At 51.5% G+C, this 25,814-nt stretch carries 21 protein-coding genes; 7 read left to right on the forward strand and 14 right to left on the reverse strand.

What is annotated here, in order from left to right; genetic code table 11:
- Positions 1-1,315: 1,315 nt before the first annotated feature.
- From QQL65_RS06240 to QQL65_RS06260, 5 genes are all read right to left on the reverse strand, one after another.
- Positions 1,316-2,158, reverse strand: a complete 843-nt coding sequence (locus tag QQL65_RS06240; RefSeq protein WP_284362850.1) for an ABC transporter permease — start codon at positions 2,156-2,158, stop codon at positions 1,316-1,318.
- Positions 2,155-3,039 carry an ABC transporter permease gene (locus QQL65_RS06245; protein ID WP_284362852.1) on the reverse strand — a complete coding sequence of 295 codons (885 nt, stop codon included), beginning with the start codon at positions 3,037-3,039 and terminating at the stop codon, positions 2,155-2,157. Before QQL65_RS06245 ends, QQL65_RS06240 begins: the two co-directional genes overlap by 4 nt.
- Positions 3,040-3,106: 67 nt before the next feature.
- On the reverse strand, positions 3,107-3,832 hold the full coding sequence (locus QQL65_RS06250; RefSeq protein WP_284362853.1) for a transporter substrate-binding domain-containing protein: 726 nt from the start codon (positions 3,830-3,832) through the stop codon (positions 3,107-3,109).
- 50 nt (positions 3,833-3,882) lie between these two features.
- Positions 3,883-4,662: an ABC transporter ATP-binding protein gene (locus QQL65_RS06255; protein WP_284362855.1), complete on the reverse strand. Its 780-nt coding sequence runs from the start codon at positions 4,660-4,662 to the stop codon at positions 3,883-3,885.
- 454 nt (positions 4,663-5,116) lie between these two features.
- Positions 5,117-6,232 (reverse strand): saccharopine dehydrogenase family protein, encoded by a 1,116-nt coding sequence (locus tag QQL65_RS06260; protein ID WP_284362858.1) that lies wholly within the window; start codon positions 6,230-6,232, stop codon positions 5,117-5,119.
- Between the two features lie 239 nt (positions 6,233-6,471).
- Here QQL65_RS06260 and QQL65_RS06265 point away from each other — a divergent pair, with 239 nt between their 5' ends.
- Positions 6,472-6,918 (forward strand): Lrp/AsnC family transcriptional regulator, encoded by a 447-nt coding sequence (locus QQL65_RS06265; RefSeq protein WP_284362860.1) that lies wholly within the window; start codon positions 6,472-6,474, stop codon positions 6,916-6,918.
- Here QQL65_RS06265 and QQL65_RS06270 read toward each other — a convergent pair.
- From QQL65_RS06270 to puuE, 3 genes are read right to left on the reverse strand one after another with little or no spacing between them, the layout of a single operon-like run.
- A complete protein-coding gene (locus QQL65_RS06270) occupies positions 6,915-7,409 on the reverse strand; it encodes an ureidoglycolate lyase (protein WP_284362863.1) in 495 nt (164 codons plus the stop codon). The two genes, QQL65_RS06265 and QQL65_RS06270, sit on opposite strands and share 4 nt — an antisense overlap.
- A 4-nt stretch (positions 7,410-7,413) precedes the next feature.
- Positions 7,414-8,244 (reverse strand): bifunctional allantoicase/(S)-ureidoglycine aminohydrolase, encoded by an 831-nt coding sequence (locus tag QQL65_RS06275; RefSeq protein WP_284362865.1) that lies wholly within the window; start codon positions 8,242-8,244, stop codon positions 7,414-7,416.
- 1 nt (position 8,245) lies between these two features.
- Positions 8,246-9,661, reverse strand: a complete 1,416-nt coding sequence (puuE, locus tag QQL65_RS06280; RefSeq protein ID WP_284366227.1) for an allantoinase PuuE — start codon at positions 9,659-9,661, stop codon at positions 8,246-8,248.
- A 214-nt stretch (positions 9,662-9,875) separates the two neighbouring features.
- Here puuE and uraH point away from each other — a divergent pair, with 214 nt between their 5' ends.
- Genes uraH through guaD form a run of 6 tightly spaced genes read left to right on the forward strand, consistent with a single transcriptional unit; the run spans position 9,876 to position 17,424 of the window.
- The gene (gene uraH, locus QQL65_RS06285; protein WP_284362867.1) at positions 9,876-10,247 is read left to right on the forward strand and encodes a hydroxyisourate hydrolase; all 372 of its coding nucleotides are present in this window, start codon (positions 9,876-9,878) and stop codon (positions 10,245-10,247) included.
- Between the two features lie 9 nt (positions 10,248-10,256).
- The gene (gene xdhA / locus QQL65_RS06290; protein WP_284362868.1) at positions 10,257-11,738 is read left to right on the forward strand and encodes a xanthine dehydrogenase small subunit; all 1,482 of its coding nucleotides are present in this window, start codon (positions 10,257-10,259) and stop codon (positions 11,736-11,738) included.
- Positions 11,735-14,044, forward strand: coding sequence for a xanthine dehydrogenase molybdopterin binding subunit (gene xdhB, locus QQL65_RS06295; RefSeq protein WP_284362869.1), 2,310 nt, complete (start codon positions 11,735-11,737; stop codon positions 14,042-14,044). The genes xdhA and xdhB overlap by 4 nt, the downstream gene beginning before the upstream one ends.
- 7 nt (positions 14,045-14,051) lie before the next feature.
- Complete coding sequence (xdhC, locus tag QQL65_RS06300; RefSeq protein WP_284362870.1) at positions 14,052-14,891, forward strand: xanthine dehydrogenase accessory protein XdhC; 840 nt, start codon at positions 14,052-14,054, stop codon at positions 14,889-14,891.
- On the forward strand, positions 14,881-16,107 hold the full coding sequence (locus QQL65_RS06305; protein WP_284362872.1) for a urate hydroxylase PuuD: 1,227 nt from the start codon (positions 14,881-14,883) through the stop codon (positions 16,105-16,107). The genes xdhC and QQL65_RS06305 overlap by 11 nt, the downstream gene beginning before the upstream one ends.
- Positions 16,108-16,113: 6 nt before the next feature.
- A complete protein-coding gene (guaD, locus tag QQL65_RS06310; protein WP_284362874.1) occupies positions 16,114-17,424 on the forward strand; it encodes a guanine deaminase in 1,311 nt (436 codons plus the stop codon).
- Positions 17,425-17,653: 229 nt separating this feature from the next.
- On the opposite strand, the gene ade is transcribed toward guaD, so the two are convergent.
- The 6 genes from ade to QQL65_RS06340 form a co-directional block, all read right to left on the reverse strand.
- Positions 17,654-19,375 carry an adenine deaminase gene (ade, locus tag QQL65_RS06315; protein ID WP_284362876.1) on the reverse strand — a complete coding sequence of 574 codons (1,722 nt, stop codon included), beginning with the start codon at positions 19,373-19,375 and terminating at the stop codon, positions 17,654-17,656.
- 105 nt (positions 19,376-19,480) lie between these two features.
- Complete coding sequence (locus QQL65_RS06320) at positions 19,481-20,554, reverse strand: BMP family ABC transporter substrate-binding protein (RefSeq protein ID WP_284362878.1); 1,074 nt, start codon at positions 20,552-20,554, stop codon at positions 19,481-19,483.
- 48 nt (positions 20,555-20,602) lie between these two features.
- On the reverse strand, positions 20,603-21,523 hold the full coding sequence (locus tag QQL65_RS06325) for an ABC transporter permease (RefSeq protein WP_284362880.1): 921 nt from the start codon (positions 21,521-21,523) through the stop codon (positions 20,603-20,605).
- The gene (locus QQL65_RS06330; RefSeq protein ID WP_284362881.1) at positions 21,523-22,617 is read right to left on the reverse strand and encodes an ABC transporter permease; all 1,095 of its coding nucleotides are present in this window, start codon (positions 22,615-22,617) and stop codon (positions 21,523-21,525) included. Before QQL65_RS06330 ends, QQL65_RS06325 begins: the two co-directional genes overlap by 1 nt.
- 48 nt (positions 22,618-22,665) lie before the next feature.
- Positions 22,666-24,189, reverse strand: coding sequence for an ABC transporter ATP-binding protein (locus QQL65_RS06335; RefSeq protein WP_284362882.1), 1,524 nt, complete (start codon positions 24,187-24,189; stop codon positions 22,666-22,668).
- Between the two features lie 125 nt (positions 24,190-24,314).
- Positions 24,315-25,751 (reverse strand): methyl-accepting chemotaxis protein, encoded by a 1,437-nt coding sequence (locus QQL65_RS06340; RefSeq protein ID WP_284362883.1) that lies wholly within the window; start codon positions 25,749-25,751, stop codon positions 24,315-24,317.
- Positions 25,752-25,814: the final 63 nt, after the last annotated feature.

Raw genomic sequence — 25,814 nt, forward strand, 5'->3', positions numbered from 1 at the left:
GCTTTCTTGAAGACCCATGCGGACAACGGACGCGTTGTTGGGGTCGTGAAGAACTCTTCTTCGCTCACGGTGCACACCGTGATTTTCATGACGGGCTACACACAAGTGTGTCCGCCCTTTGTAAATCACTGCACCTGCGCGGACGCGGCGGAAAAGTCCGCCGGGGTCCTCGCACGGAGTGCTCGTCCATCTTGTCCCTCGCTTGCTCAGTGCAAGTGTTGGGCAGCAATTGGCGGGGGTGCCGGGGAAGCAGCCATAAGGCTGCGACGGCGGCGTCAAAAAGAGCAACCACTTCATAAAGAAAGCTGGGTCAAATGAAGTGCAAGACGTTTGCGCTTCGCTTGGTTGCAAATTGTCCAGTCTGACGCCGAAGGCAGGCGTAAACCATTGAACAGCACGTTGAAGCTGTTCTGGAAGTCTTTTCGCTCACGGGGCGCAACACAAATCTCATGACGGACTAAAGCCGTCCTATTCGATTTGTTGCCCCTGCGCGGCGCGGCCAAAAAGTTGGCCGGGGTCCTCGGCAACGAGTTGCCTCGTCCACCTTTTCCCTCGCTTGCTCGGCATTTGTGTTAGGCGGCAATTGGCGGGGGTGCCGGGGAAGGCCCGTTAATGCCGACGACGGCTCAAAAAGATATTCCAATGACCGATCAACGGGTCATGATGTTGCTGAGAGGATAAATGGGTGAGCACCTCGGGGCGATTTGTGATCATGCAGCATTTGGCTGAGCGCGAGACATTGTTTGTCTCTAACAACTTTTTGCGCAACTACAGAGCCATTCATTGTCTCGCGCTATCGCATCACTTGGTAAACTTCGCATGGAAACATGGCGGAGATGTTGGTGGTTGAAGAAAGGCAACCGGAAAGGATAAAGCATCTATAACGTACTGCTGTCATTCCCACGAAGGCGGGAATCTAGGTCTGACTGTCGGTTGAAATGAAGCGCTTTGGTACTTTTGACATTCCTGCCCGGATCCCCGCCTACGCGGGGATGACCGGAGAGGGGGTGGCCGGGGAAGCGTCAAGGTCACGACGGCGGCGTGAGCGCAAAAAAGAGCCGCGTAATCTCCCTCCCCTTGATGGGGAGGGATTAAGGGTGGGGTGTGCGGAAATGTTGGCCACAGCCCTCATGGTGAGCCCGTCGAAACACGAGGGAGATAAGGTAGTTTGTGAAACTTTATCCTTCGATAAGCTCAGGATGAGGGCAACAAGAATAGATGGCGAGGCAACATCTTCCCAAAAAGGCAATCCCGGCCTTGAGCCGGGATCAATTGAATGAGTTGAGGATTACCCGCCGGATGATGGGGCCAAAAACTACCGAATGATCTGCGGCCGCACCTTGATCCGTTGCCGCTGGTTTTCTGGCAGATGACGGTTCAACCGCTTGTTGATCAAACCATAAACCCCAATCACGCACAGGGTCAGAATGATGAAATAGAAACCCAAGATCGGATAGGGCACAAACGGGTTGAACGTCTTATCGGCGAAATAATTCGCGTAATAAAGTGCGTCTCCGCGTTGTTGCCAAGCGGGGAAACCGGAGAAGAAAACCAAGGTCGTCGCATGGAACAAAAAGATCGCTTCGTTGGTGTAAGCCGGCCAAGCAAGCCGCAACATGGTCGGCCAAATGATCCGTTTAAATCGCGGCCAACCGCTTAGCCCATAAGCGTCGGCGGCCTCGACGTCGCCCTTGGGCACAGACTTCAATGCGCCATAAAAAATCTCGCCAGAATAAGCGGCGGTATTGAGGAACAACACAATGGCTGCGCCCAACCAAGCCTTGGTCAACCAGCGGGTTTCAGCGGTGATTTCGGTAAAGCCCAAATTGATATCAACGCCAACCTTTGGCAGCAGAACAAAGGTCTCATAGGCGAGGAAAAACTGAATAAACAAAGGCGAGCCGCGGAATAAAAAGATGAACCACTCGGCGGGCTTTCGCACCCAATAGCTATTGGAGTTTTTCGCCACCGCAATTGCGGTCGCCAAAAAGAATCCAGCAATCAATGCGATGAGGCCAAAATAGATGTTCCACAACATGCCCGACCCAATAAGGGTGAATTGTTGGCACAAGGTGAAGTCAGTTTTTGGCAGTAAACGTTCGCCAAAACCAATTGAGCGGAAGCTGTAATCTGCGATGGTTTGCAAGCAAGCGTTCATGATGCCACCGCCTTACGCTGGGCTTCGCCGCCCATTGTGGCTTGGCCTTTGGTTAGGCGCGCCATCAGTTTGGCAAGGGCCACTTCGCTTACCTTGGTCAGCGCAAGATAGAATACCAAAAGGCCAAGGAAATAATAAAGCCGCCAATCCCCATGCGGATAGGAGAAGACTTGGGTTTTCGAGCCACCAAGTTCGCGTGCCCAATAAACAATATCCTCAACGCCAAGCAGGAACAGCAAAGGGGTCGCCTTGATCAAAATCATCCAAAGATTGGACAGGCCAGGCAGCGCATAGACCCACATTTGTGGCACCAAAATGCGCCAAAATGTCTGGCGACGCGACATGCCATATGCTTCGGCCGTTTCCAGTTGGCCGCGCGGCACGGCGCGCATGCCGCCATATAAAACGTTGGCCGCAAAAGCGCCAAAAACAATGGCGAATGTTAAGACGGCCAAGAAAAAGCCGTAGGTTTCATGCACCCATTGTGGAGAAGAAGAAAGCGGCAATTTGGCCGCGGAGCAAACCACAAAATCATTGCCCTGGCGGATCGGGTCCGTCCATTCGGGGCAAAGCACCTTGTGGCGCAAAAACTCAAAAGCTTGATCGAGTGCGATCACGAAGAACAAAAAGAACGCAATGTCAGGGATGCCGCGCACTATGGCTGTGTAGCCTTTGCCAAACCAGCGCAATGGCGCAATGGTTGAGCGTGCTGCGGTTGCGCCGCCAAATCCAAACAACAAGGCAACAGGCGCGGTGATCGCGATCAACACCATAACGGTGATGAACGAGCCATAAAATGCGATATGTTTGCCAGTGGTGAGGTAGCAGGCGAGCCAAGTCACGCCTTCGAGCGTTTTAGGTTCTGCGCAAAATGAAAACATGAAATCTCGATGTAGTTGCAATTGGAGGGGCAGCCAAGTGCCGCCCCGCCAATCTGTTTATTTGTGCTTATTCGTAGGTTGCGATTTCGTCGCCGAACCACTTTTTCAGCATAGTGTTCAATGTGCCATCAGCCTTCATTGAAGAGATAGCAGTGTTGAACTTAGCGCGTAGTTCGCCGTCAGATTCGCGAAGGCCCATGCCTACACCGCCGCCGATTGATACATCAGGGCCAGTGAATACAAGTTCGCCATTTGATTCTGCAACGATTGGCGCAAGGAAGTCTTTGTCGGCCAAAACAGCGTCAGCTTCGCCATTTTTCACAGCGGCAATTGTTTCGTCTGGTGTTGCAAACTCAACCAAGGTTGCGCCAGATTCAGCAATGTATGCCGCTTGAATTGTGCCTGTTTGCGCCGCGATAACCGCAGAGCCCAAATTGATGCCGTCAGACAGAGCTGCAATCGCAGATGGGCTTGGTGGAATGTAGTCTTGTGTGAAGTCGATCACTTCGTCACGCTCATCCGTCACTGACATGCCAGCGATGATTGTGTCGTAGTTGCCTGAAACCAAGTTCGGGATAATAGAATCCCACTCGTTAGTTACCCACTCACAAGTCAACTCAGCGCGTTTGCAGAGCTCATCGCCCAACTCACGCTCAAAACCGTCAACTTCGCCAGCATCGTTGATGAAGTTATATGGAGGGTATGCGCCCTCTGTGCCCATGCGAACTGTGTCCGCAAATGCAAAGCTTGTGCTCATCGCCAACACAGCGGCTGACAAAAGTAGTTTCTTCATTTTGGTCTCCCTTAGTAAAGCTCGTTTTCTCGCTTGTTATTGCCCAAACGCTAGGCGTGATTTCCAGCGCTCAGGAATTGCTTAAGCCGTTCCGATTTCGGATTGCCAAACAGCTCGGCCGGTGGGCCTTGCTCTTCCAATTTGCCTTGGTGCAAAAACACAACATTGTCCGAAACATCGGCGGCCAATTTCATATCGTGGGTCACCAGAAGCATGGTGCGCCCTTCTTTGGCCAAGTCCTTGATCACCTTCACCACCTCTTGCTCCAATTCAGGATCAAGCGCAGATGTTGGCTCGTCAAACAACAAGGCTTCAGGTTCCATTGCCAACGCGCGGGCAATCGCTGCGCGTTGCTGTTGCCCGCCAGAAAGCATAGCGGGGAACACATCGCACTTGTCGCCAATGCCGACCTTGTCCAACAGCATGCGGGCGCGCTCCTCAACTTCGGCAGGGTCTTGGCCCAAAACGGTCAGCGGCGCTTCCATCACATTTTGCAAAATCGTCATGTGCGACCACAGATTGAACTGCTGGAACACCATGGAAAGGTTTGTGCGCACCGCGATCACTTGTGCCTTGTCCGCCGGGTGCCGGTTCAGCCCTTCGCCCTTCCATTTGATTGGGGCGCCATCAAACAGGATTTCACCTTGCTGACTGTCTTCGAGCAAGTTTGCGCAACGCAGCAATGTCGATTTGCCTGAACCCGATGAGCCAATCAGGCTCACCACGTCACCTTTGTTGGCGACAATGTCGACGCCCTTTAAAACTTCCAAAGCGCCGTAGCTCTTGTGAAGATCGCGGATTTCAATGACGGGAACTTGATTTTCTGGCATCTGTGCTTTCTTGAACTCTTTGGTCAAAGAGTAGACATATTTTGAAACGATTGCATAGGCTTAAGCACGCTCATCGCAGCAAAATTGTCCGTTACCCTACTATTATTTGTTTTTCGGGAACGCAATTGGCACACATTTCCACGCCGCGCAATGATGCGCACGCACTGTCGATTGAACAAGTGTTCTTGTCGGCAAAATGGAATAGCCATGTTCCTCCCTCATTTAGGCGCTTGCTCATTTGTCGAGCGTTCACGCTTGGCTTCGGTCCTCCAACCAAAACCTGTCACCCCTCTCGTGACGAACGCAATGTCAGCTTTCACCGACATCGCGAAAATTGATTATGAAGGGTCAGCAATCTTTTGAATAGACAAAGATATGCTCAAAAGTGACCCCTCATTTTGCAATTTGTGCATGTGTTTTGCGCAAATTGTATAGTGGTTCAGCGAGCGAACCCTTATGCCGCTTTTGGTGTCGCACCCCGTGTTTCAAATGGTTTGCCCAGATATAGGGCACCAAAGCGGTTCGCCAAAAACTCTTCTAGGTCGATTTGCTCTTGGCGAACAAAGCCTTCATTTGGCAAGCGGCCCTGACGCATCAGATCCATCGCAGCGGTCACCCCTGCGGCGGTTGTGATTTGGATCGCGCTCCAATCACGACCAGCAACTTCCATTGATGTGGATACGTTGACGAACGAGCGCTCTTCAAACTGTCCATCAATCATGCCGGTTGCAGTGCAGAACACAGTGACTTGGTCTTGGCGTGTGCGCGGCAATCCATTTTCAAAGATCTCGCACATTAGGTCTTGGCGCTTGTTCAGTTTTAGGTCGTTGAGCAAGATATTCAGAATGTCGCGGTGACCCGGATAGCGAATTGAGCGGTAAGAAACATTCTGCGCGCGGCCAGCGAGCGTATCGCACAACGTGCCCAAACCACCAGACGTGTTAAATGCTTCATAGTCGATGCCATCAAGTGAGAAATTTTCCAAATTCTCAAGCGGCGCAACTTCTTTGAGTTTGCCATCAACCAATGCTTCGCATGGGTTGCAATATTCGTTGACCAAACCTTCGGTCGACCAGGTCAGATTATATTTAAGTGCATTTGTTGGGTAACGTGGCAACGCGCCGACGCGCATTGACAAGTCTTCGATGCTGTCAAACTGTTTGGCCAAGTGATAGCCTGCAATGCCAACAAATCCAGGTGCCAAGCCACACTGTGGCATAAAGGCGGATTTGGCGTCTTTAGCCAATTCCATCACAAATTTGGTGGACTTCACATCTTCGGTGAGGTCGAAATAGTTCGCGCCAGCTTTTTTCGCAGCGGTAGCGATTGCTGGGGTCAAGAAATAGGGCGCAGCGCTTAGAACAGCGTTCTTGCCATCAAGTGCGCTCAAAAGCTCCGCCTCGTTACCAACATCGACTTTCTGCGTTGCAATGCCAAGTGCAGCCACTTCGGCAAGCATTTTCTCGTCTGCGTCAGCAATTGTGACGTTGAACTCTGGAGCGTTTTGCAAGATCACCGCAACCATACGGCCAATCTTACCGCCGCCAACAACCAAAACTTCCCAATTCATATTTGTCCCTCAAAGTTGGAAAAGATATTGCCCCGATTGTCCTCCAATTCATTGTCAGAACATAGCAATCCAAAAGACTGTTTCTCGTCATTTTCACGCAAAAGGATAGATTTTTTCGTCATAATGACGGTTGTAAAGAGTTGATTAACCAAGCTTTTCGCTGAATCAATTGCGAAAAAGGCAAATGAGGGATATCGTCATAATGACGGGGAATCGTCACAAAAGATTTGGAGGGCAGGTTGGCAACGCGCATATTACGAGACGATTTGGACCGCGAACTCGTGGCGTTGCTTCAGGCCAACGCCCGCGCAAAAACCTCCGAAATTGCCAAAAAACTCGGCATTGCCCGCACCACAGTGCATGAGCGTATCACGCGGCTGGAACGGCTTGGATATATAACCGGTTACACGGTGAAACTTGCGCAAGATCCAGGGCAGCAAATGGTTGAGGCGTTTGTGTTGATTGAAGTTTTGCAGCAGCAAAACAAGCAGATCAACGAAAAGCTCGCCAGCTTTCCCGAGGTGAAACTAAGCCTTGCTATTAGTGGCGAGTTCGATTTGCTTGTCTCGGTTGAAGCGCCTCAGCTTGAAGATATTGATGAAGTGATCGATGAGATTGCTTTGATCCCCGGCGTGCGCCGCACGCAAAGCTCACTGGTGTTAGGCCGCAAATTGGATCGCCGTTAGTCCGCGAAATCGACCAAATAGCCTTCGTCAAAGAAATACTCTTCTAGGTTCTCGCCGCGGCCGCCGCGGTCAACCACCACAAAATCGCTGACTTCACCCAGTGTGGTGAGTACGCCATGCCAGACATTTTGCCCAATATTGATGCCTTGCCCCGGCTTGGTCAGAAATGCCAAAGGCGTGCCAGGAACACCATCCGTATCTGGCGCAACGATCACCAAGAAGGGACGCTTGGTCATGGGGATAAAGGCTTGCGAACCCAAAGGGTGGCGCTCAACCATCTTTAAATGCAGCGGCAAGTCATAGGGCTTGCCACGAAACACATTCACCAATGGTCGCGCATCTTTGCCACCCAATTCAACGGTAGCGAGATCATTGAAGCGCGTGCACATGCCATTATTAATCTCAAAATTCTCGGCCTTGTTTAGATCAATGACCTCACCAAATGGCGCAAATTGCTCTTCGGTCAATGGCTCAATATTGATGCGTTCCATTTGCCTAACCTCCAATGCGCAACTTAGGGTGCCGGTTCACATCCTTATAAAGTAAATAGCGGAACTTGCCCGGGCCACCAGCGTAACACGCTTGCGGGCAAAATGCGCGAAGCCACATAAAGTCACCCGCTTCCACTTCAACCCAGTCGGTGTTGAGCTTGTAAACCGCTTTGCCCTCAAGCACATAAAGCCCATGCTCCATTACATGGGTTTCCTCAAACGGGATCACGCCGCCCGGTTCAAACGTGACGATGTTGACGTGCATGTCGTGCCGCAAATCGTCCGGCTCGACAAAGCGCGTGGTGGCCCATGCGCCGTTCGTGTCGGGCATTGGGTTGGCGGCAACTAGTTTTTCATTGGTGACAAATGCGGTTGGCGCTGGGATGCCATCAGCCGCTTCATATTGCTTTCTAATCCAATGGAATTTGGCGGGGTGGTCTGTCTTGTTCTGTGCGGTCCAATGAGTGGCCGCTGGGATAAACGCATAGCCTCCCTCGGCCATCCGATGCGCGGTGCCATCAATGGTGATGTCCAATTCGCCTTCCACCACAAACAATACGCCCTGCGCGCCTTGATCGGGTTCTGGTTGGTCGGAACCTCCGCCCGGCGAAACCTCGACGATATATTGCGAAAAGGTCTCAGCAAAGCCCGACAATGGTCGCGCAATAATCCATGCGCGTGTTTTGTTCCAGTGGGGCAAATAAGAGGTAACGATGTCGCTCATCACGCCTTTGGGGATCACCGCATAGGCATCTGTGAAGATGGCGCGACCGGTCATCAATTGGCTTTGTGGTGGCAAGCCACCGGTGGGGGCGTAGTATTTTGAACGGCTCATATCAGTCCAGCATGTCCTTTAAGCGCAGCAGTGCAATTCGTTCAACTTGGCGGCACGCGGTTGAAAACTCAGTTTCACTGTCATTGTGAATGCGCAGTTCAAACTGCGCAAGAATTTGATCCTTGTTGAGACCTTTCACCGCAATGATAAATGGGAAACCATGCTTTTTCACATAGGCTTGGTTTAACTCGGTAAAGCGCGCGCGTTCCTCATCGGTCAACGCATCAAGTCCGGCGGATGCCTGTTCGGCGGTCGATTCTGCGGTTAGGCGTTTGGCTGCGGCTAACTTGCCCGCCAAATCAGGGTGCGCTCGCAACACCCCCATGCGCTCATCATTACTGGCTTTGCGAAATTCTGCCGCAAGTACGGAATGTACCCCAATCGCCGTGTCGTGGGCGGCACCCATTTCGCGTTCATAGGCCCGTTCTGCAATCCAAGGCGAATGCTCAAAAATGCCACCAAATTGTTCAACAAATTTGGGCTTGGTCATTGTTGATGGGCGGTTGGCCCGTTTCACGAATGGGTGTGTTTTTGCCCAATGATCAGCGATCTCGATGCGCTTGGCAATCCACACATCATCATGGCTTTTTACATATTCGATAAAGCGCTTAAGCGCTGCAATGCGCCCCGGGCGTCCGACCAAACGGCAGTGCAATCCGATATTGAGCATTTTCGGAGTGCCAGCCGCACCCTCTGCGTAAAGACTGTCAAAGCTGTCTTTGAGGTAGCAATAAAACTGGTCGCCCGCATTAAAGCCTTGTACGGCCGCGAAGCGCATATCATTTGTATCCAGCGTATAAGGGATAACCAATTGCGCCTTGTCGCCATTGTCGTACCAATAGGGCAAATCGTCCGCGTAGCTATCCGACACATAGGCAAAATCACCAATTTCGCTAGCCAGATCGACCGTATTGGCAGAACATCGCCCGGTGTACCAGCCCTTTGGGTGTTCGCCCGTTACTTCATAATGGAGTTGAATAGCTTCCCGCATATGGGCTTCTTCGGCGTCGCGATCAAAGTCTTTATATTCAATCCACTTCAACCCATGCGATGCAATTTCCCAATCCGCATCCTGCATCGCAGCCACTTGCTCTGGTGAGCGGGCTAGGGCCGTGGCCACACCATAAACGGTGACAGGCACATCATGCTCGGTGAATAAGCGGTGCAACCGCCAAAAACCGGCGCGCGATCCATATTCGTAAATCGATTCCATATTCCAATGGCGTTGCCCCGGCCATTGCTGCGCGCCCACAATCTCGGACAAGAAGGCTTCTGATGCGGCATCTCCATGCAAAAGGCAGTTTTCGCCGCCTTCTTCATAATTCAATACAAATTGCATGGCGATTTTTGCATTGTTGGGCCAGTTGGCTTTAGGCGGGTTCGCACCATAGCCAAGCATATCGCGGTCATATCGAATAGATTTCGTCACTTGTTTGTCCGTCATAGATCTCATTGGCCTTTGCGCGCCAAATCTAATAGTTTTTGTTAAGATGAGCCGTGCGCCTGATTTGGTCAATCGCACAAGCATTCATTGCGTATTATAGCTCAAGCGTTAATTTTTGACCATTTGTTAAAAAATCTTGACTTTTACCAGTGTTTTGAAGGACAAAGGGTGTCGACTAGGGGGACAAATGACCAATCCAAACACCACAGGCAAGCTGACAACCCATGTTCTGGACACCGCGCGCGGTTGCCCCGCAGCGGGCATGAAAATCGAATTGTTCGACCTAGAAACCGGAAATACTGAACCGCTTGTAAGTACCCAAACAAACGATGATGGTCGTTGTGACGCCCCCATGCGCGATGCAACTAACCTGCGGAAGGGTCGTTATGAATTGCGCTTTCATGTGAGCAACTATTTTGCCGCGCAGGGCACAGTGCTTGAAAATGGCCAGTTCTTGGATGTGGTGCCCATCCAATTTGTCGTAGCGGATGAAACAGCGCATTATCACGTGCCGCTACTGGTTTCGCCTTACGGTTTTTCCACCTATCGCGGGAGCTAGATCTTGTCGATGCGCCATACATTGAAATTCCTGCTCAACGATCAGCTCATTGAACGAGACGCGGTGCCTGCCACCCAAACATTGCTGGATTTCTTGCGGCTTGATCAGACCCTGCGTGGCACCAAAGAGGGTTGTGCGGAAGGTGACTGTGGCGCGTGCACCGTTTTGGTTGGGCGGTTTGATGGCGAGCAACTGAAATATGAAAGCGTCAATGCCTGTATCCGCTTTGTTGGATCGCTTGATGGCTGTCATGTGGTCACCATCGAGCATCTTAAAGGCAACGACGGTCAGCTTCATCCGATCCAGCAGGCGATGGTTGAGCATCACGGCTCCCAATGCGGCTTTTGCACACCCGGCTTTGTGATGTCGCTATATGCCATGTGGATGAACGAAACCGACCCAGATGTGGCAATGATTGAGCGCTATTTGCAGGGCAATCTGTGCCGTTGCACAGGCTATCAGCCAATCATCAAAGCCGCGTTGGATATCAACGCGCACGGCAAACTCAAAGACGACTATTTGATCGCTGAGAAAGCGAACATCATCGCGCAATTGAAATCAATTCAAGATGATCAAATGCTAGCAATTGAAGCCGATGGTGAAAAACTGTTTGCCCCGGCAACGCTTAATCAATTCGCACAAATTTTTGCGCAAAACCCTGAAGCGACGATTGTTGCCGGTTCAACCGATGTGGGGCTTTGGGTCACCAAATTCATGCGCGATATCTCGCCGGTGGTTTTTACCGCAAGGCTCAATGATTTCCGCAATATCGAAGTTTGTGATGAGGCAATCAAGATTGACGGTGGCGCGAGCTATTCGGACATGCTGACGGTAATTGATGATCATATACCGCAAATTTCGCAGTTTTGGCGCCGAATTGGCGGCGAGCAAGTGCGCAATATGGGCACCGTAGGCGGCAACATCGCCAACGGCTCACCCATCGGTGATACGCCACCACCGCTAATAGCGCTAGGTGCAACTATCACATTGCGCAAAGGTGATGAGCGGCGCACGTTGGACCTAGAAAATTTCTTCATTGAATATGGCAAGCAAGATCGTGTGCCCGGTGAGTTCGTGGAACAAGTAGCCATTCCGCTGCCATCGGAAGATCAAGTGTTCAACTGCTACAAAATCTCAAAACGTCGCGACGAAGACATTTCTGCACTTTGCGGTGCCTTCAGTGCGCAGATCGAAGACGGACGGATCAAAGATATCCGCATCGCCTTTGGCGGCATGGCGGGCACGCCCAAACGCGCAACGCAAGTCGAACAGGCGCTGACCGGTGCACCATGGTCTGAGCGGTCAATCCTTGATGCCAAATCTTTGTTTGAACAAGATTACAAACCGCTTAGCGATTGGCGTGCTTCAGCTGAATATCGCATGGCAGCGGCGCAGAACCTGCTCGAGCGCTTCTATTTTGAAAATGCCGATGAGAACGCGGTGAGCTTGGATGAGTTGCACCAGGCCTCAACTTTGGAGGCGCTGTCATGAACAAGCCAATAAAAGGGGGCGTGCACCAATCTCTAGCTCATGAATCAGCGCATAAACATGTAGCAGGACAAGCCGAATATCTCGACGATATGATCGAGCCTGCAGGCACGTTGCACGCATATCTTGGGCTCTCAACTTGTGCCCATGGTCAAATCATTTCGATGAACTTGGATGCTGTGCGCCGAGCTCCCGGTGTGATTGATGTGCTGACGAAAGATGATATCCCGGGTGAAAATGACGTCAGCCCAACAGGGTTGCATGATGAGCCGGTTTTTGCCGATGCCGAAGTGCAGTTTTACGGACAACCCATGTTCGCGGTTATCGCTGAAACCCGCGATCAAGCGCGCCGCGCCGCGCATTTGGCTAAGGTTGAATATGACCAAGCAGAAGCGCTTCTAGACGTGAAGTCTGCGCAACAAGCTGGCGCAGAATTGGTCACCAAGCCACTAAAACTAAAACGCGGTGATCCAAAACCCGCGCTTGAAAATGCCCCAAATCGTATCAAAGGCGAAATGGAAATTGGCGGGCAAGATCACTTCTATCTTGAAGGACATATCGCCATGGCAATCCCGGGCGAAGATGATGAGGTGACGGTTTTTTCCTCCACCCAGCACCCAACCGAAATCCAGCATATGGTCGGCCATGTTTTGGGCACCTCGGCGAATGCGGTTAATGTGCAAGTGCGACGCATGGGCGGCGGATTTGGCGGCAAGGAGACCCAAGGCAGTCTGTTTGCAGCGGTTGCGGCATTGGCGGCTAAAAAGCACAACCGAGCGGTTAAAATCCGACCTGACCGCGATGACGATATAGTCGCGACCGGCAAGCGGCACGACTTTGTCGCAAGCTATGATGTGGGCTTTGACGAGAATGGCAAAATCTTAGCGCTGGACGCAGATTTTGCGGCACGCTGCGGATTCTCTGCCGACCTGTCAGGGCCCGTGACCGACCGCGCACTTTTTCATGTCGACAACTGCTATTTCCTACCGGACGTAGAGCTGCGCTCGCTGCCACTAAAAACCAACACGGTATCCAATACCGCCTTTAGGGGCTTTGGTGGCCCGCAAGGCATGTTGGGTGGTGAGCGGTTGATCGAAGAGATCGCCTATGCGCTGGGCAAGGACCCGCTTGAGGTACGGCGTGCGAATTTCTACGGCGGCAAAGACAGGAACCTTACGCCTTACCACCAAGAAGTAACCGACTGTATTATTGAGCGCATTGTTGATGAACTTGAGACAAGTGCCGACTACCAAGAACGTCGCGCAGCGGTTATTGAGTTCAATAAGTCCAGCCGCATCCTGAAAAAAGGCATAGCGTTGACGCCGGTCAAATTCGGCATCTCTTTCACCGCCACCTGGTACAATCAGGCCGGAGCATTGGTGCATGTATATAATGATGGCACCATCCAGCTCAACCATGGCGGCACAGAGATGGGCCAGGGTCTCTACACCAAAGTGGCGCAAGTGGTGGCGGATGAATTTCAGGTTGATATTTCAACCATTAAAGTAACGGCAACACGCACCGACAAAGTGCCGAACACATCTGCCACAGCCGCCTCATCGGGCACAGATTTGAACGGCATGGCAGCTGCAGATGCGGCGCAAAAAATCAAAGGTCGTTTGATTGCGTTCGCCACCGAAAAGTACGGCATCGGTCCGGCGGAAGCACGATTTGTCGACAACCATCTTGTAATGGGCGACACCAAAATCCCATTCGCGGAATTGGTCAAAGACGCCTATATGAACCGGGTGCAGCTATCAGCCACCGGATTTTACAAAACGCCGGATATTCACTGGGACCGTGACGCGGGTAAAGGCACGCCATTTTACTACTTCTCTTATGGCGCTGCGATTTCTGAAGTGGTGATCGATACGCTGACGGGCGAGTATTTCGTTGAGCGCACTGACGTGCTGCACGATGTCGGGCGCTCAATCAATGAGGCGATTGATAAGGGCCAAGTGGAAGGTGCATTTGTGCAAGGTATGGGCTGGCTGACCACCGAAGAATTGTGGTGGTCAAAAGAAGGTCAGTTGAAAACCCATGCGCCTTCAACTTACAAAATCCCCGTTGCGTCCGACAGACCGCGCCAATTCAATGTGAATTTGGTCAACTGGTCAGAAAACCACAAACAAACCATCCGACGCTCAAAGGCGGTCGGCGAGCCACCATTTATGTTAGCGATCTCCGTGCTTGAAGCTTTGTCGATGGCAGTTGCCTCGGTCGCTGACTACAAGAAGTGCCCGCGCCTTGACGCGCCCGCAACGCCTGAACGGATTTTGATGGCGGTCAATAGGCTCAAGGGGAACTAGCAAGGCAATGGCGCTTTCACCCACACAAGTGCAAAATTTCTTGGATGCCGACCCTGCCATTGATGTGCAGATTAGCGGTGTCAAAGGATCGTCACCGCGTGAGGTTGGCGCATGGATGCTAGTGAGCGCACATGATGTGATCGGCACCATTGGCGGCGGGCAACTGGAATATATGATGACCGATGAAGCGCGCAAAATGCTGCGCAATGGGCAATCATCAAAACACTTGGACGTGCCACTTGGCCCTGAAATTGGCCAATGTTGCGGCGGACATGTGCGCATCAATTTGGCTGTTGCCGCATCAGAGATGATCTTGCAACGGTCGGAAGCCGAGCGTTTTGCGCAGCCTGACATTTTGATTTTTGGCGCGGGCCATGTGGGCAAGGCCCTTGCACGCGCGCTTAGCTTGTTGCCAGTGAACCCGATATTGATTGATCAGCGCGAAAGCGAACTGCCGTCGATTAAGGGCGTTGAGAAGCGACTATCCCCTTTGCCAGAGGCTGAGTTGCGCGACGCAAAACCTGGCAGTGCAATTGTGGTGCTGACACATGATCACGCGCTTGATTTTCTGATCGCAGGGGAAGCATTGTCCCTTGGTCATTTTTCTTACGTGGGCATGATCGGATCGAAAACAAAACGCGCGACATTCAAGAGCTGGTTGCGCGAGGCTTATGACGGGGATGTGGACGCTGGAAAATTGATTTGCCCAATAGGTGTGCAAAAGGGAACAGACAAGCGGCCCGAAATTATCGCCGCTTTCGTTGTTGCTGAGATTATGCAGACGTTGGACCAGATGGGGCAACTGGTCGCTAATCATACAGGTGGGGGAATGGTCGATGCCAGATAGTGCAATTATGTTCGAATGGCTGAGCTTTGGCGTTAGGTGGCTGCATGTGATCGCCGGCATCGCGTGGATAGGCTCCAGCTTTTACTTTATCGCACTCGATTTAGGTTTGCGTAAAACCGAATCTCTGCCCAAAGGCGTGCAAGGCGAAGAATGGCAAGTGCATGGCGGTGGATTCTACCACATCCAAAAATACATGGTTGCGCCAAAAAACATGCCTGAGCATCTCATTTGGTTCAAATGGGAAGCCTATTCAACTTGGCTTTCAGGCTTTGCCATGCTCGCTATCGTTTATTATGTGGGCGCGGATCTTTATCTGATCGATCGCAATGTGCTGGACGTCTCGTCGCCTGTCGCAATCCTTATTTCCATTGCCTCCCTGACTGTCGGTTGGATCATATATGACCAATTGTGCAAATCGCCTTTGGGCAAATCTGACATTGGTTTGATGCTCTTTTTGTTTGTGGTGCTGGTGGCGATGGCTTGGGGCTACACGCAGCTCTTCACTGGGCGCGCCGCGTTGCTGCATTTGGGCGCGTTCACAGCTACCATCATGTCAGCCAATGTGTTTTTCATCATCATCCCGAACCAAAAAATCATCGTTGTTGATCTAAAAGCAGGTAAATCACCGGACCCGGCCTTGGGCAAACAATCCAAACAACGGTCGGTGCACAATAATTATCTCACACTGCCAGTTCTGTTCTTGATGTTGTCCACCCATTATCCGCTAGCATTCGCCACGCAGTATAATTGGGTGATTGCGGCACTGGTGTTCTTAATCGGCGTGCTCATTCGGCACTTCTTCAACACCAAGCACCTCAAAGGTGAAAACCTTTATTGGACATGGTTTGTGGCTGCCGTTTTGTTCATTTGCATTATGTGGCTTTCTACCAATCCTAAAATTGGCGGTATTACCGAAGACACTGTGGCCAGCAAGCAAGCTGAGATCATGATGGCCGACACGCATTTTGAAGAAGCACGCGACACCGTAATTGGTCGCTGTTCAATGTGCCATACGGCGGAACCTGTTTGGGATGGCGTTGCGCAAGCACCAAAAGACGTGATTTTGGACAATGATGTCGCGATTGCTACTTACGCCCACGAAATATACATTCAAGCGGGGCGCACCCACGCGATGCCGCCGGGCAATGTCACTGAGATGAGCGACGAAGAACGTCAATTGCTCATCACATGGTACAAAAGCGCTTCAAAAGGATAGTCAAAGATGACCCAAAAGATTTTGCGGGGCCGCGTCTTGAGTTTCAACGACGCGCCAAAGGCGCGCGAAGATCATGAATGCTATACTTACATTGAAGATGGTGCGCTTCTGATCGATGGTGACACCATTGTTGCGCGCGGTGAGTTTGCCGATGTCAAAGCGCAAGCGACAGATGGCGTTGCAGTGGTTGACCACCGCCCGCATATCATCACTGCAGGATTTATCGATACCCACATTCATTTCCCGCAAATGCAAGTTTTGGGATCTTACGCAGGCTCGCTTCTAGAATGGTTGAATACCTACACATTCGTCGAAGAACAGCGCTTTGGCGATCAGGCACACGCCAAAAAGATCGCAGGCCACTTCTATGATGAAATCATCCGGCACGGCACCACCACAGCTGTTGCCTATTGCTCGGTGCACCCTGAATCCGTTGACGCATATTTTGACGAAGCGATGCGGCGCAACATGCTTATGCTGGGCGGTAAAGTGATGATGGACCGGGAGGCGCCAAAAGCGCTGACCGACACGCCGCAATCAAGCTATGACGACAGCAAAACATTGATTGAGAAATGGCACGGCAAGGGCCGCAACCATTATGCGATCACCCCGCGCTTTGCGATCACCTCAACGCCTGAACAATTGGAAATGGCCGGGGCGTTGGCCAACGAGCATCCCGATCTGCACATCCAAACCCATTTGAGTGAAAACAAAGCGGAGATTGAGTTCACCAAATCGCTTTATCCCGAGCGCAAGGACTATTTCGATATCTACGAGCACTATGGGCTGACAGGTGAGAAGGCGTTATTTGGCCATTGTATCCACCTTGAAGACCGCGAACGCGACGCGATGATCGAAACGGGGTCTGTCGCGGTGTTTTGCCCTACCTCAAATCTGTTTATCGGATCGGGCTTGTTCAACTGGAATCGGGTTGCCGGGCCTGAGGGGAAGGGTCGAATCGCCATTGCCACTGATGTGGGTGGGGGCACCAACTATTCAATGCTTCGAACGCTTGATGAGGGTTATAAAATCCTCAATTTGCAAGGTCAGCGCATGAACCCGCTGACGTCGATTTATCAGATCACATTGGGCAATGCGCGTGCCCTGTCGCTTGAAGACAAGATCGGCACGTTAGATGTTGGCACAGATGCCGACATTGTGGTGCTCAACGCCAACGCAACTCCAGCAATGCAAGTGCGTATGGAAACCGTCACAACACTCGAAGAGGAGCTGTTCTTATTGCAAACAGCCGGCGACGACCGCACGATTGTAGAAACCTATGTGGCCGGTGAAGCCTTGAAAACCGGTCTAAACTAACACGGGTTCTTGGCCCCGCATCGAGTGCGGGGCGGTTCGGGTCGTCGAGTTTTCTTTTGTCACCGTCCCGGCCCACGATCCGGAACCAATCAAGCTGGCAACGCTAGCGCGTGGCACCATTTGGCGGGGGTGCCGGGGAAGCGAACGAATGTTCGCGACGGCGGCGCAAAAAAGATTTAGGGGGTGCCGGGGAAGCGAACGAATGTTCGCGACGGCTGCGCGTAAAAACTCAATCTACGAAATCAAATACGTCCACGTCGAACAAGCCGCGATCTGTCATCTTGAGGTGCGGGATGACCGGCAGGGCGAGGAAAGCCACCTGCAAAAATGGTTCGGGCAATACGCACCCTAGTTCGTGTGCGGCTTCGCGTAATTTTTCAAGCTCATGCGCCACCTCTTCAAACGGCAATTCGCTCATCAACCCGGCAATTGGCAGTGCCAATTCAGCAACCACCTTGCCTTTGTCGGCGACCACAAAACCACCCCGCATTTCAATAATGCGGTTTGTGGCCACGGCCATGTCTTCGTGGGTGGCACCAATCACCGTGATGTTGTGGCTGTCATGCCCAACGGATGAGCCAATGGCGCCGCGCTGTAGGCCAAACCCTTTAACAAAGCCATGACCAATATTGCCGTTGATCCCATGCCGTTCAACGACTGAAACCTGCACGGCGTCTTGTGCGATATCCGGCTGTAAGAAGCCATTGTCGACCGGCAAAGCGCCTTCTTCGCGGAAGGTCAGGATCAGTCCTGGCTTCACACCCATCATCGGCGTTAAGTTACGCCCCGGCTTCACCGGCACCTTGAAGCTTTCAGCTGTTTGCGGTTTTGCCTTCATTGAAGACAATCCGACAGCGTCCACCATCTCGCGTTGCGCGAAGCGCTCATTGGTGACCAATTCACCAGACATGATCACATCTGAAACCCGGCATTCTTCTAAGCTATCAAGCAGCACAAAATCGGCCTTCCAGCCCGGTGCGACCATGCCGCGATCGTTCAATCCGAATATGCGCGCTGCTGACGTGCCGGCCGCGCGATAGACATGATGGGTTGGGCAACCCTTGGCAATCAGGCGACGGATTAAGCTGTCCAAGTGACCTTCTTCATGAATATCGAGTGGATTGCGGTCGTCCGTGCAAAGCCCCATAAAACTTGACGTGTTCTCATCCAATACTTCGGCTAGGGCATTCAGATCCTTTGAAACTGATCCTTCACGGATCAAAATAGCCATGCCTTTCTTAAGTTTCTCGCGGGCCTCTTGGGCGCTCGTCGCCTCATGGTCGGTGCGGATCGCAGCCGCGAGATAGCCATTGAGGTCGTCGCCGGAAAGGAGCGGTGCATGCCCATCAATATGTCCGTCTTGGAAAGCATGGAGTTTGTCGATCACTTCCGGCGCGCAGGCAAGCACCCCAGGAAAATTCATGAACTCTGCCAAACCGATAACGCTTGGATGATCACGATAGGGCAGCAAATCCTCAATCAGCAATTCAGCGCCAGCGGTTTCAAAAGCGGTTGCCGGAACGCAGGAGGACAAATTGATCTTGATGTCCATGATCGAGCGTTCGGACGAGGCTAAGAAATACTCAATTCCTTCGCGACCCAACACATTGGCGATTTCGTGCGGATCGCAGATCACAGTTGTCACCCCATAGGGCAACACGCAACGGTCAAACTCAAGCGGTGTGACCAACGAACTTTCAATATGTAAATGCGTATCTATGAAGCCCGGCACACAATAACGGCCAGCGCCATCAATCTCTTCTTTGCCAACATATGTGGAGTGGGTGCCCACAATCCGATCTGCAACTATTGCGACATCGGACGAGTTTATTTCACCGCTCATCACGTCCAGAAGCTGGACGTTTTTAATCACTAAATCGGCAGGTTCTTTGTTCGCACCCGCTTTGATCATGCGGGATAAAGTGGCTTTGTCGAGTATGCTTTTTTCCATGCGAAATCTTAGCGCTTTTTGTCTGGTGTTGCTAGCATTTTACCGGCTGATCAAAACGAAAAAGGGCGACCCGGAGGCCGCCCTAAAACAAATATTTGATCGCTACTATTGTGGCAGCTGGTCGTCTACGCCTTTAACGTAGAAGTTTAGACCCAGAAGCACGCCGTCTTCTGCCACTTCACCGTCTTCTAGCCAAACAGAGCCGTCTTGCTTCATCACAGGGCCAGTGAATGGGTGCAGATCACCAGCGATAATCGCTGCTTCTGTAGCTTCAGCCATTGCTTTCACATCATCTGGCATGTTGGTGTAAGGCGCCATATCTAGAATGCCGTCAACCAAACCGTCCCAAGTTGATTGGGTTTCCCAAGTGCCATCCATGACAGCTTGAACACGCTTGATGTAGTATGCGCCCCAAGTATCGATGATCGCGGTTAGCTGAGTTTCTGGACCCGCTGCAATCATGTCAGATGCTTGACCAAACGCTTTGATCCCGCGCTCCGCTGCAACTTGCATTGGGGCAGTTGAATCAGTGTGCTGGGTCAAGATGTCAACGCCTTGGTCGATCAAAGCTTTTGCAGCATCTGCTTCTTTACCCGCATCGAACCATGAGTTGACCCAAACCACTTTCAGTTTGAAATCTGGGTTTACGCTTTGGGCACCCAAAGTGAAGGCATTGATGCCTTGCACAACTTCTGGAATTGGGAACGAAGCGATGTAACCCGCAACACCCTTTTCAGATGTCTTGGCAGCGATTTGTCCTAGAATGTAACGGCCTTCATAGAAACGCGAGTTGTAGCTTGTTACATTGTCTGCCGTTTTGTAACCTGTCGCGTGCTCAAATTTCACGTCTGGGAACTTTGCAGCAACTTCCAACGTTGGGTCCATAAAGCCAAAGCTTGTTGTGAAAATGATGTCACATTTTGCGCGGGCGAAACGTTCGATAACCGCTGTAGCTTGCGGGCCCTCAGCAACATTCTCGATAAAAGCAGTTTCAACCTTGTCACCAAAGTGAGTTTCAACTTCTTGACGCCCAATGTCGTGCGCCTGTGTCCAGCCACCGTCTGTTTTTGAACCAACATAAACAAAGCAAACCTTTGTTTTGTCAGCAGCAACGGCAGCGGAGGCCATACCAAGGGTCATTGCAGCAACACCTGCAAGACCGATAATCAGTTTTTTCATGACTTCTCTCCTGTTTAGAACTTTCTCTTATTCGTTGTTTAAGTGATTCTATCTATCCGGTACAAATGCGCGACCAAGCATTGCCGGCGTGTTGATAAGTGTGGTGCGCACATTTTGTGAGATCAACACAAGCACCACAATTGTGGCGACATATGGCAAGGCAGTTAGCAATTGCGATGGCACACCAACGCCCAAGGCTTGGGCGTGCAATTGACCAATCGATACCGCGCCAAACAAATACGCTCCGGCCAGCACGCGCAACGGCCGCCAAGAGGCAAATACCACCAACGCCAACGCTATCCATCCGCGCCCAGCACTCATATTTTCAACCCATTGTGGCGTGTAGACCAGCGAAAGGTGCCCGCCCGCAAGGCCCGCGCAAGCACCGCCAAACATCACCGCAAGATAGCGATAACGCAGAACCGGGATTCCCAAAGCGTGGGCGGAGATGTGGTTGTCACCAATCGATCGCAAAGTAAGGCCCGCGCGCGTGGTGAACAAAAACCAGCTGACCCCAATAACAAGTGCGATCGACATGTAGAAAATTGGATCTTGGCCAAATACAAGCGGCCCAACAAGTGGCATATCGCTCAGTACCGGAATGTTGACATTGGTCAGCTTAACGCCCGCTTGGCCAACAAACCCTTCACCCAATAGCCCAGAAAGACCTAGGCCGAGAATGGTTAGAGCCAAGCCTGTTGCGACTTGGTTGGCAGCCAATGAAAGGGTGAGAAAGGCAAAGGCGAGCGAGGTAAGCGCTCCAAAAACGATGGCAACCAAGACGCCAGCCCATGGGTTTCCCGTTAGGTTCGCGGCCATGAAGCCGCCAACGGCGCCCATAATCATCATGCCTTCAACCCCAAGGTTCAAAACCCCCGAACGCTCAACCACCAATTCGCCAATCGCCGCGATCAACAAAGGCGTTGCTGCGGTGGCAATGGTGAGCAAAATTGCTTCGGTCATACCCATTATGCAGCTCCCTTTTGACTAGCCGGTTTGGCAGAAAATACCAATCGGATGCGATATAGAATGAGCGTGTCACACGCGAGCACGAAGAACAGGATCAACCCTTGGAAAACCCGGGCAACTTTGTCTGATACCCCAAGCGAGATTTGCGCGGCTTCACCGCCCAAAAAAGTAAGCGCCAGAACAAGTCCAGCAACGATGGCGCCAATGGGGTTCAATCTTCCCAAAAAGGCAACAATGATGGCGGTAAAGCCGTATCCTGGTGAAATGGTTGTGCGCAATTGTCCCGATGCGCCTGCGACTTCGACGATGCCGGCTAAACCGGCGGTCGCGCCAGCGAGCAAAAAGGCGAAAAACACCATTTTCTTTGCATCAAAACCAGCAAAACGTGCTGCCTTCGGGCTCGCGCCAATCACTTTGACTTGAAAGCCTTTCATTGACTTCGCCATCATCACCCAAATGGCCAGAGCGACAACGATTGCAATAACAAAGCCGAAATTGGCCCGGCCATCGGCAGGCATCATTTCCGCAATGCGTGCAAAGTCATCGAAACGACGGGTTTCAGGAAAGTTTAGGCCCTGTGGGTTGCGCCACGCGCCGCGCACTGTCCAATCAAGAAACAGTTGGGCGATATAGACGAGCATTAGGCTGGTCAAAATCTCGTTGGTTTTGAACTTTGTTTTCAAAAGCGCTGGGATCGCCGCATAGGCCATGCCACCTAAAACGCCCATGATAAGCATTGCGGGCAACACAAATGGACCGGCAATTTGCGGGAACATAACGGGCAGAATTGAGCCGGCCATCCCGCCCATAATCATTTGACCCTCAGCACCAATATTCCAATTGTTGGATTGGTAGCAAACGCAAAGCCCAGCGCCCATCAATATCAATGGAGCTGCTTTGATCAAAAGCTCATGTACGCTCCACATTTCGCTGACCGGTTCAATGAAATAGGCGTAAAGCGCCCCAAGCGGTGGTTTGCCCAAAAACGAGAACATGATCGCACCGGCGATCAGGGCCAAAGCGAGCCCAATAATTGGCGACAGATAAGTCATCAGGTTTGATGGCGTACTGCGCTTTGTAAGTTCCAATCTCAATTTAGTTTACCCTTCCCCCCAGAAGTGGTGTTTTACAACGTAAAGCCCTTACGCGTTTTCAACGGTCCCACTGGTCATTTGTAATCCGATCTTATGCCGGTCTGTTGAGCGCGTTGGCACGAATGGCGAAAGCCTGCCCTCACTCAGTGTTGCGATCGCGTCCGCCACCTCAAACAATTCATCCAAATCTTGCGAAATCACCAAAATGGCAGCGCCCTTGGCCGCCAAATCCACCAATGTCTGGCGAATATGGGCCGCAGATCCAGCGTCCACACCCCAAGTCGGTTGGTTGACCACGATGATTTCAGCGTCGCCCATCACCTCGCGACCCAAGACGAATTTTTGCAAATTGCCGCCCGATAGAGATTGAGCAACTGGATCGTCTGACCCTTTGCGCACGTCAAATTGTTCAACGATTTTATCTTTTACTTTGCGTGCGGACCGCCTTGAAACGAATGGCCCTTTGTTTAGGTCTTTTTCCAAACCGTGACGGGTCAGAATAACGTTTTCACTTAACGAGAACTCAGGCACCGCTGCGTGCCCCAATCGTTCTTCGGATATAAACATGGCACCCAATTTGCGACGCTTTTGGATGTTGAGATGCCCAACAGGTTCGCCTTTGATGGTCACATTGTCTTTGCCACTCAAGCGTTCGCCGGAAACTGCATCAAACAATTCGTTTTGCCCATTGCCAGCAATGCCTGCAACGCCAGAGATTTCACCTTTGTGCAGCATGAAATTTATGTCTTTGAGCGCCGTGTCGAAGCCACTAATCCCCGCAAGAGAAAGGTCTTTGACTTGCAACATCACCTCGCCATGCGCCACAGGCACATCGCGCGGTGAAATCTCATGAATGTCGGAACCAACCATCATTTTCGCGAGGCTGATCGGGGTCTCATCTGCTGGCACACACTCGCCAACCACCTTGCCATGTCGCAAAATAGTTGCCTCTTGGCAAAGCGCCTGCACTTCAGCCAATTTGTGCGAAATATAAAGGATCGCTTTGCCCTCATCAGAAAGTCGACGCAGCACCTTGAACAAGTCTTCAGCTTCTTGTGGTGTTAGAACCGATGTGGGCTCATCCATGATGATCAATTTGGGGTGCTGTAGCAGGCAGCGAACAATTTCTACGCGCTGTCGTTCACCGACCGAAAGATCGTGTATGCGCGCGCTTGCCTTAAGCGGCAAACCGTAAGAAGAGGAAATCTCCTCTAACTCTTTGGAAACCTGTTTGAGCGATTTGCCCGGTGGCAGCGCAAGCGCCACATTTTCGGCAACGGTAAGCGCGTCAAACAACGAAAAGTGCTGAAACACCATGCCAATGCCCAAGTCGCGAGCGGTCGCCGGATTTGGGATTTCAACGCCTTCGCCCTGCCATACAATCCGACCTTCATCGGGCTGTAGACTGCCATAAAGCATTTTCACCAGGGTTGATTTGCCTGCGCCATTTTCCCCCAATAGCGCGTGAATCTCACCGGGTTGGATTTCTAAAGAAATCCGATCGTTGGCTTTAAACGTGCCGTAATATTTTGAAATGCCTTCTAGTTTTAGAAGGGCCTCCCCCTGAACCAATGCCTCACCCCGTCATATTCGTTTGAATATTGCGATAAAGTATGTCGACAATGATTTAAAGAGGCAAGCGTCGTTTGCCCCGTTTTGGAGATTTTTTTATCAAAAAGTCAAAAATTAACGTTTGACTAGACTTTGTAGCCAATTCTGAGGCCACCCCAGTGGCGTCCACCAACGTAAATCGGGGCAGAAACGTCTTTCATAAGGGCGAATTTGCCGCCGCCCATATCCCGCCGATAAGTCTGTAGCAGGAACGGTTTGGTGCTTTGCCCTGCGGACAAGCCGGTGCGATCATCAAAAATTCGACGATTCCGACAATTTGCCGCGTTCCAAACAGGATCAGAGCTTTGTGGTTTGGAATAGATCGAATTGTGGGTTGGCAAATAGCCATTTGTATCAACCGCCGCACAAAAAGCGACCCGCGGATCAAGTTTGAGGACGCTGTCCTGAAGTCCCAAAAGCCGAGAATCTGTAAGGTTCAGATATCGTGTTGTAACCTGCTGTGGGTCGGTGCCCGCTATTGGTTGATAGTTGTGATCGAATAGATCGTTGAGGCTGATCTCGCGCTGGGCAAGTGCATTCTCGAATATGTCAGCGATCTGCTGCGCAACTTGCTGCGCGGCACGAATGAATTTGCTGTCATCAACTTCAACGCCACTATTAACGATGAATTCCATCAGCCCTTCGCTGATACCAAGAATGTTGTTCGTGCGATGCTTGGCGACGCCCAATCGTTCTTGGCTCGTTTGCAAGGTACCGTTGAGTTCTTTTAACTCATGACTGATTGAGCGCGCGGCTTGCAGATTTTCTTCGACGGGTTGGGTCATTGATTCAATGTCTTTGACCATCACGCCAACGGAATCAACGAGCTCGTTCAGCTGCTCACCGGTGCGGGCGGCTTCTCCGGCATCTTTAATTGCTTCGTTTGCTAGTTCAACGCTGCCGGCGCTTCGCTCTTGCAAGCCATGCAAGATTTCCATCAGCTTTTCAAGGTTCTCAGCATTTTGGTTGGCAAAGCCTTGAATTTCGTCCGCCAAGGTTTTCACAGCCGTGGCGATAATGGCAAAACCTTTGCCGCTTTCGCCCGCTCGTGCAGCTTCAACACTTGCGTTCAATGAAAGCAGTTGGGTTTCGCGCGCAATCTGAGAAATTGAAACGGATGCAGATTGAACTTTCTTTGCCGTTTCATCAACTGAGCCTAGCGTGTCGCGAAACTCGATTGCGTTCTCGCTCAGTGCGCGCATTTTTGTGGCGCTACCTTCAACAGTTGCTGCAACTTTTTCTGCGCTATAGCTCAAAATGTCGCGTGCGCGGTCAGCAGACTGCTTTGTTTCGCCCATTGATGAGGATAGTTTTTGATTCGCGCGGTCCATTTGCTGCGATGCGCTTACCGCGGCCTGAACATGGGTGGCTTGTGCTCTGCCAATGTCATTCAGGTCACTGACAACGCCATTAACATCAGCAATTTCAACGCCTAACTTGGAAGCACGTTGTCCAAGCTCGTTGAGATTCACATGCGTGGATTCATCTATTTCAGTACGCTTTTGCACTACAACATTCGTCATCAAACTTCTCCAGCCCTGAGAAGAATGAACCACATAAAGGTAATAAAGTGTTTACGATAAAAT

Source organism: Maritalea porphyrae (assembly GCF_030159895.1).
Taxonomy (GTDB): Bacteria; Pseudomonadota; Alphaproteobacteria; order Rhizobiales; family Devosiaceae; genus Maritalea; species Maritalea porphyrae.